This is a genomic window from uncultured Aliivibrio sp. (genome assembly GCF_946479765.1).
In the GTDB taxonomy this organism is placed as follows: Bacteria; Pseudomonadota; Gammaproteobacteria; order Enterobacterales; family Vibrionaceae; genus Aliivibrio.
Map to the genome: position 1 here is coordinate 1 of NZ_CAMLHO010000096.1, position 4,857 is coordinate 4,857.

Annotated in this window: 6 protein-coding genes; 1 reads left to right on the forward strand and 5 read right to left on the reverse strand. The window is 33.0% G+C overall.

All coding sequences use genetic code 11. The features are described 5' to 3' along the window. Nucleotides 1-20 precede the first annotated feature (20 nt). Complete coding sequence (locus tag Q1K78_RS16930) at nt 21-464, reverse strand: phage regulatory CII family protein (RefSeq protein WP_300181561.1); 444 nt, start codon at nt 462-464, stop codon at nt 21-23. 121 nt (nt 465-585) lie between these two features. Beyond that, on the reverse strand, nt 586-798 hold the full coding sequence (locus Q1K78_RS16935) for a hypothetical protein (protein ID WP_300181562.1): 213 nt from the start codon (nt 796-798) through the stop codon (nt 586-588). Between the two features lie 89 nt (nt 799-887). On the opposite strand from Q1K78_RS16935, the gene Q1K78_RS16940 reads away from it, so the two are divergent. After that, nucleotides 888-1,493, forward strand: coding sequence for a phage repressor protein CI (locus Q1K78_RS16940; protein WP_300181563.1), 606 nt, complete (start codon nt 888-890; stop codon nt 1,491-1,493). A 69-nt stretch (nt 1,494-1,562) separates the two neighbouring features. Here the strand turns inward: Q1K78_RS16940 and Q1K78_RS16945 are convergent, their stop codons facing one another. The 3 genes from Q1K78_RS16945 to Q1K78_RS16955 form a co-directional block, all read right to left on the reverse strand. Continuing rightward, on the reverse strand, nt 1,563-2,489 hold the full coding sequence (locus tag Q1K78_RS16945; RefSeq protein ID WP_300181564.1) for a hypothetical protein: 927 nt from the start codon (nt 2,487-2,489) through the stop codon (nt 1,563-1,565). After that, nucleotides 2,486-3,598: a DUF3696 domain-containing protein gene (locus Q1K78_RS16950; RefSeq protein WP_300181565.1), complete on the reverse strand. Its 1,113-nt coding sequence runs from the start codon at nt 3,596-3,598 to the stop codon at nt 2,486-2,488. Before Q1K78_RS16950 ends, Q1K78_RS16945 begins: the two co-directional genes overlap by 4 nt. Continuing rightward, nucleotides 3,595-4,857: DUF262 domain-containing protein (locus Q1K78_RS16955; RefSeq protein WP_300181567.1), on the reverse strand; the 1,263-nt coding region annotated here is incomplete at its 5' end. The genes Q1K78_RS16955 and Q1K78_RS16950, both read right to left, overlap by 4 nt.

Here is a 4,857-nt window from a genome sequence, read left to right on the forward strand (position 1 = left end):
TTACGTCATTTTTAGGTGATTTATAAATCACTTCCCCCCTTCGCAATCAATAAGTTACTAACGCTTTTGTGTGCTTTATCTAACAGCTCATTACGCTTAGAACGTGGCAAACGAATTTCGCCACAGTTCCCTAATGCAAGGCGAGATAAATCACCGGCATGAACACTATTTTCTAAAGCTCGTTTAATTAAGGTTTCTTGATTTGCATTTAGGTCGACTTTTGCGCCAACCATATTGAGACTAAGCAAAACACTATTAATGATGCAGTAATTGCCGCTTGCTTCCGTAATTGCTGTTAAATCCCTTACTGTTAACTTATGCGGTTGTTCAGGGTTTAACTTGTTACGTAGCATTGTTGGGTTTATCCCACACTGCTTTGCTACTTGTTCCATGTTTTCTGAATCTGCAAATGCGTAACATGCATTGTCAAAAGCATTTTGTTTAGGCTCACGTAAATCGCACATTGAGCTATTCCTATACTTGTCCGATACTCAAATGACAAAACCAAGGGAAGCCAGAGCCACAATTGCAACGATGATTTCCAATGTTGTTGGTTCGTTTTCATTTGGTTGGCTAGCCATAGCTCTAACCCAAGTAGCTTAAAGCTTCACGAGTGGCAAGCTCTTGCATTGCGACCATGTTTACTAATGGTGTTTCTTTAGGTAGGTCTTTCTTTTTAAGGATCAATTTACCTTGTGCAGCCCAATCTTTAAGAGTGCGTTTCGGCATACCTGAGTGACGAGAATATTCGTCCAAAGTCATAAATGGTGCAGGAATAACTATTTGAAATGACAACATGGTGGTATCCTTTGTGGTTATCTAATTGTTTAACTTTGTTTGCAACCGTACAACTCCGCCCGAGTTGATAATGCAACTTTAGATCGAGAATGCAACTTATGCAAGCTAAAATTGAAGCTCCAGACTATTTAAATGGTCGAGATGTCGTAGATAACTTAAAAAATGTGACGAAAAGTAGAGATTTACTAGCTCTTGCTGACGTAATAGGCGTACCAAGATCTACAATCTCGACATGGAACACGCGAAACATGACTCCTTTTGAAGTTCTAATTCGCATTCATTTAGAAACTGGTGTGTCTATGAAGTGGCTTGCATTAGGTATTGGTGAGGCTTTTCCTGAAAGTGAAGAATCTAAAGTTGCAAATGCAACATCGATTGAAAGCTTTAGATTACGTTCAGGAATCTTGGAAGAAACAAACTCATTTGTTTTAGATAAGAGCGTCAGTGAAGAATTAGAGACTGAAAATCTAATTTTGGTAAAAGAAGACTTTCAAAGACTGCTTATTGATAAAGAATCTACACATGCAACATCAGGAAAGTATTTAATTGATATGGATGGTTCGTTCTCGATCAACGAATTACAACGTCTACCGGGTAGGAAGTTAGCGATCAGTTTTAATGGCTCAACTATCAATGTTGAAGAAGGTGATATTAAGGTAATTGGTCGTGTTGCTATGATGATAAATAAAAAATAATCAATTAAAATAAACTGCATAGATAGATAGTTTAAAAACTTCTACCTATGCTTTGAACAATGCTACACATTAACGTCTAGGTTTTTCATAACGATCTTTTTTATTATGAGTTGTTATATGTGGTCCGATAGCAGCTACTGCTACCTGCCATTGATTAGTATCAATGGGGAAAAAACCAAAATACAATCGTTTATAATAGAAAGTCTGATCACCAACTCTATTATTTTCTGACGGTTTTAAATGAAATTGACAGTCTAAACTATTAACAACCTTATCATTTTCAGAAAATTTAAATTTAAAATTCTGATGTGAGTTCCCCTCCTCGGTACACTCATAAGTTGTTAGTGCATTTATATGTTTAACTTTATCTTTAGTACTTATTATTCCTGTAGGGCTAAAATCATTCAATGCTATCATGCATTTAGTAAAAGCAATTGTATAATTACAAAATCCATCATCAACTTTATTAAGAGTACTACCAGCCTCTTCTTGAAAGAACAAATTTAAATACCTTGATTTTGCTCTTCTATACCATGATTTATTGTCTATAGGATAATAAGATAGAAGGTAATCATATTTATTATTTATTTCACAAACATCTTTAACCTTGTTATGAATATTATAATGATTTATCTTAGGTAAATAACCTACATAATAGCCATCTTTCAAGTCACTCTTTGGCTGTGTAGATTTACAAATTAACTCTTCCGTACTTAATGAAAAGTTATCACCATTAAACCATTCTTGAAAAAGCCTATTTTGAAAAGTAGCTAAGTACATCTGATCTTGATTTGTTAAATTTAATACTTGTTCTTGTATTGATAATCCATAATATTTCGTAATAAGAATATCATTAGCGATATTCATTGAAACATCTTCATAATCAATCGATTGTTTAAAATCACTAACTTCTTTAAACATATCATTCAAATGTTTTATGGACTTAGCATGACTTTCACTTAAACTGAAATGTGAATAACATAAATGTAATTTCATTTAATAGTACCTGATATAAGCATCCCCATATCAATAGCCTGCTGGTCAAAAAAACTACTTGGCCATTCTGAAAACTGACCTTGCGCGTTTAATGTCAACGGTTTAACAACAGATAGAGATTCTTCTAAATAGATGTGATAAAAGCCTATTTTTTTCTGCTCAACATCTTTAGAGCGGACCATTAAGCGTATACCATTAATTATATGGTCACTATGTGTTTCAATAATAACCTGAACACCTGATTGTGCTGCTAAAGCAATTAATCTTCCAAGATAACTTTGTCCCCTAGGATGTAAATGTGCTTCAGGATTCTCAATAATAACTAATGAATCCGTCTTAGCCATCAAGAGTGCAAGGACAACAGGAAGAACGTAACTCAAGCCAAAACCTACATTAGTTGCTCTATATGTATGCCCATCAAATTGAAATTGAGTAATTGCTATATTTGCATGTTTAATAGCATCAGATTTAATAAATATTCCCGGTGATATTTCCGCCATCCAAGCATATAAATTATCCGCTATAGTTCTTTCTGCGCCTTCACTTATACGAGGATCGCCTTCTTCAAGAGTATCATTAACTGAGATATTACTTAGAACTTGGGCTGTAAACTCTCCATGAATCCCCAACCAAGTAGGTGAACGACGTTGAGTTGAATATGGATAGCTATTTCGAGGTCCTAACCTTTCAGCACTTAAAAATGAAAAATTATCTTGATAAAAACTCTTCAATTTATTTCTAATTGAAAGATCTGAAGGTTCAAATAATAAAGGAAGTGGCGCCTCCTCTACTTCTACCCCTTTATCACTATCAAACTCATCCTCTTCATATCCCCATTCTAATTTGCCATCTTTATAATTAATTTCAATTGATAAAGAATCTGGATCAACATTTTGATTATGCACATCATTATAAGAACCAAGTTGAATTAAATCACCATTTAAATCAAGGCTCGACGATAAATTATTTTGATATGCAAGTAAAAGAGCTTGTATTGCTGAACTTTTTCCTACTGAGTTATTCCCACAAAATACGGTTAAATTTTCAAATATAAATGTTTCATCTTCATAACATTTAAAATTCTTTAGTTTTATCGAATTCAACATCATTTTTTAATCTCAACTTTTTTATTTTTATCTTCTAGTAATGGAAGAGGATAGAAACCCATATTAGTAATATCATTAATCATCTTTACAATACTTCTAAAGCGATAAAGAACAGTCACTCTTTTACTGGTAGAATTTGATATGGCATAATTAAAACCGCGATTTTGTTCAGTATAAATATCAGATATCCAAACAGAATTATTTTTATAATCATCTTTAATCATTTCAAAAAGCTTTGATTTAACTTGTTCTGCATTGTTTTCATTAGATACAAGCCGTCTTTGTTCATCAGACATAAATGCAAAGACAGGAACAAGAAGTTCGAATAGCATTTTGTTAACTCTTCCGCCCTCTTCTTTCTTATATGCTGAATCGCCGAAGATTTTCGTAATCGTCTCAAACGATTCCTTTAATCGATAATCAATTTCAATATATAATGAACCCGAGTTTTTTATATTTTCATCAACAATATATTTACTCTCATTCATTACTTTCATTGTATGGCTTAAAAAATCATCAGCTGTCTTATATATATATTTTTCATAACCAAGAATAAGAAATCCAACAGCCCTCAATATATATTCAATATCTAACATTCGATCTGAATTTATTTTTGCAGGAATTGCATCAATAAATTCATTTTCGTCCGCAAAGTATTTTAAAAATCTGTTTGCAGATCCCGGATAAAGCGCAGAGCGAATCTCTTGAGCACTTAAATTTTTACCATATGTATTAATACGATGAAATAACTCACGAATCATTTCATCACTATCTTTCGATATTTGAATTAAATGTCCGTGAATTTGATATTCTCTAATTTTTCTTTGTTCTTTACGTGGAAGATCTTTAAAAAACAATCCATCAAACTTAGGTAGTTGCTTTAAGTTTTTAAGAGGATAATCCCCTTTCATATAACCAACTAACGCAGTAATACGTTGTAAACCATCAATAACAACCCAATCAAAATCTGAATCAGCATCAGGATCCTCATTAGGACGCTCAGCAAAATAAAAAACAGGCAACGGTAATCTAAGCAATACAGACTCGATTAATCTTCCCTTATCTTTCTCCGGCCAAATACGATCACCACGTTGGAACTCTGGTTGTAAATCAATTTCTTTATAATTAACTCGATCATAAATTAAAGATACAGTCGGGGTAACTTGAGATATTCTCGTGTTTTGAAGACCTTCAGAATTTTTATTCTTAGAGTCCTCATCATAACTATTATCTTTATTGTTATTGTTATTGTTATTGTTATT

Bases quoted from the DNA above. Each gene is read 5' to 3' on its own strand.
- Q1K78_RS16935 (WP_300181562.1), bottom strand. From the start codon at position 798: ATGTTGTCATTTCAAATAGTTATTCCTGCACCATTTATGACTTTGGAC.
- Q1K78_RS16945 (WP_300181564.1), bottom strand. From the start codon at position 2,489: ATGAAATTACATTTATGTTATTCACATTTCAGTTTAAGTGAAAGTCAT.
- Q1K78_RS16950 (WP_300181565.1), bottom strand. From the start codon at position 3,598: ATGATGTTGAATTCGATAAAACTAAAGAATTTTAAATGTTATGAAGAT.
- Q1K78_RS16930 (WP_300181561.1), bottom strand. From the start codon at position 464: ATGTGCGATTTACGTGAGCCTAAACAAAATGCTTTTGACAATGCATGT.
- Q1K78_RS16940 (WP_300181563.1), top strand. From the start codon at position 888: ATGCAACTTATGCAAGCTAAAATTGAAGCTCCAGACTATTTAAATGGT.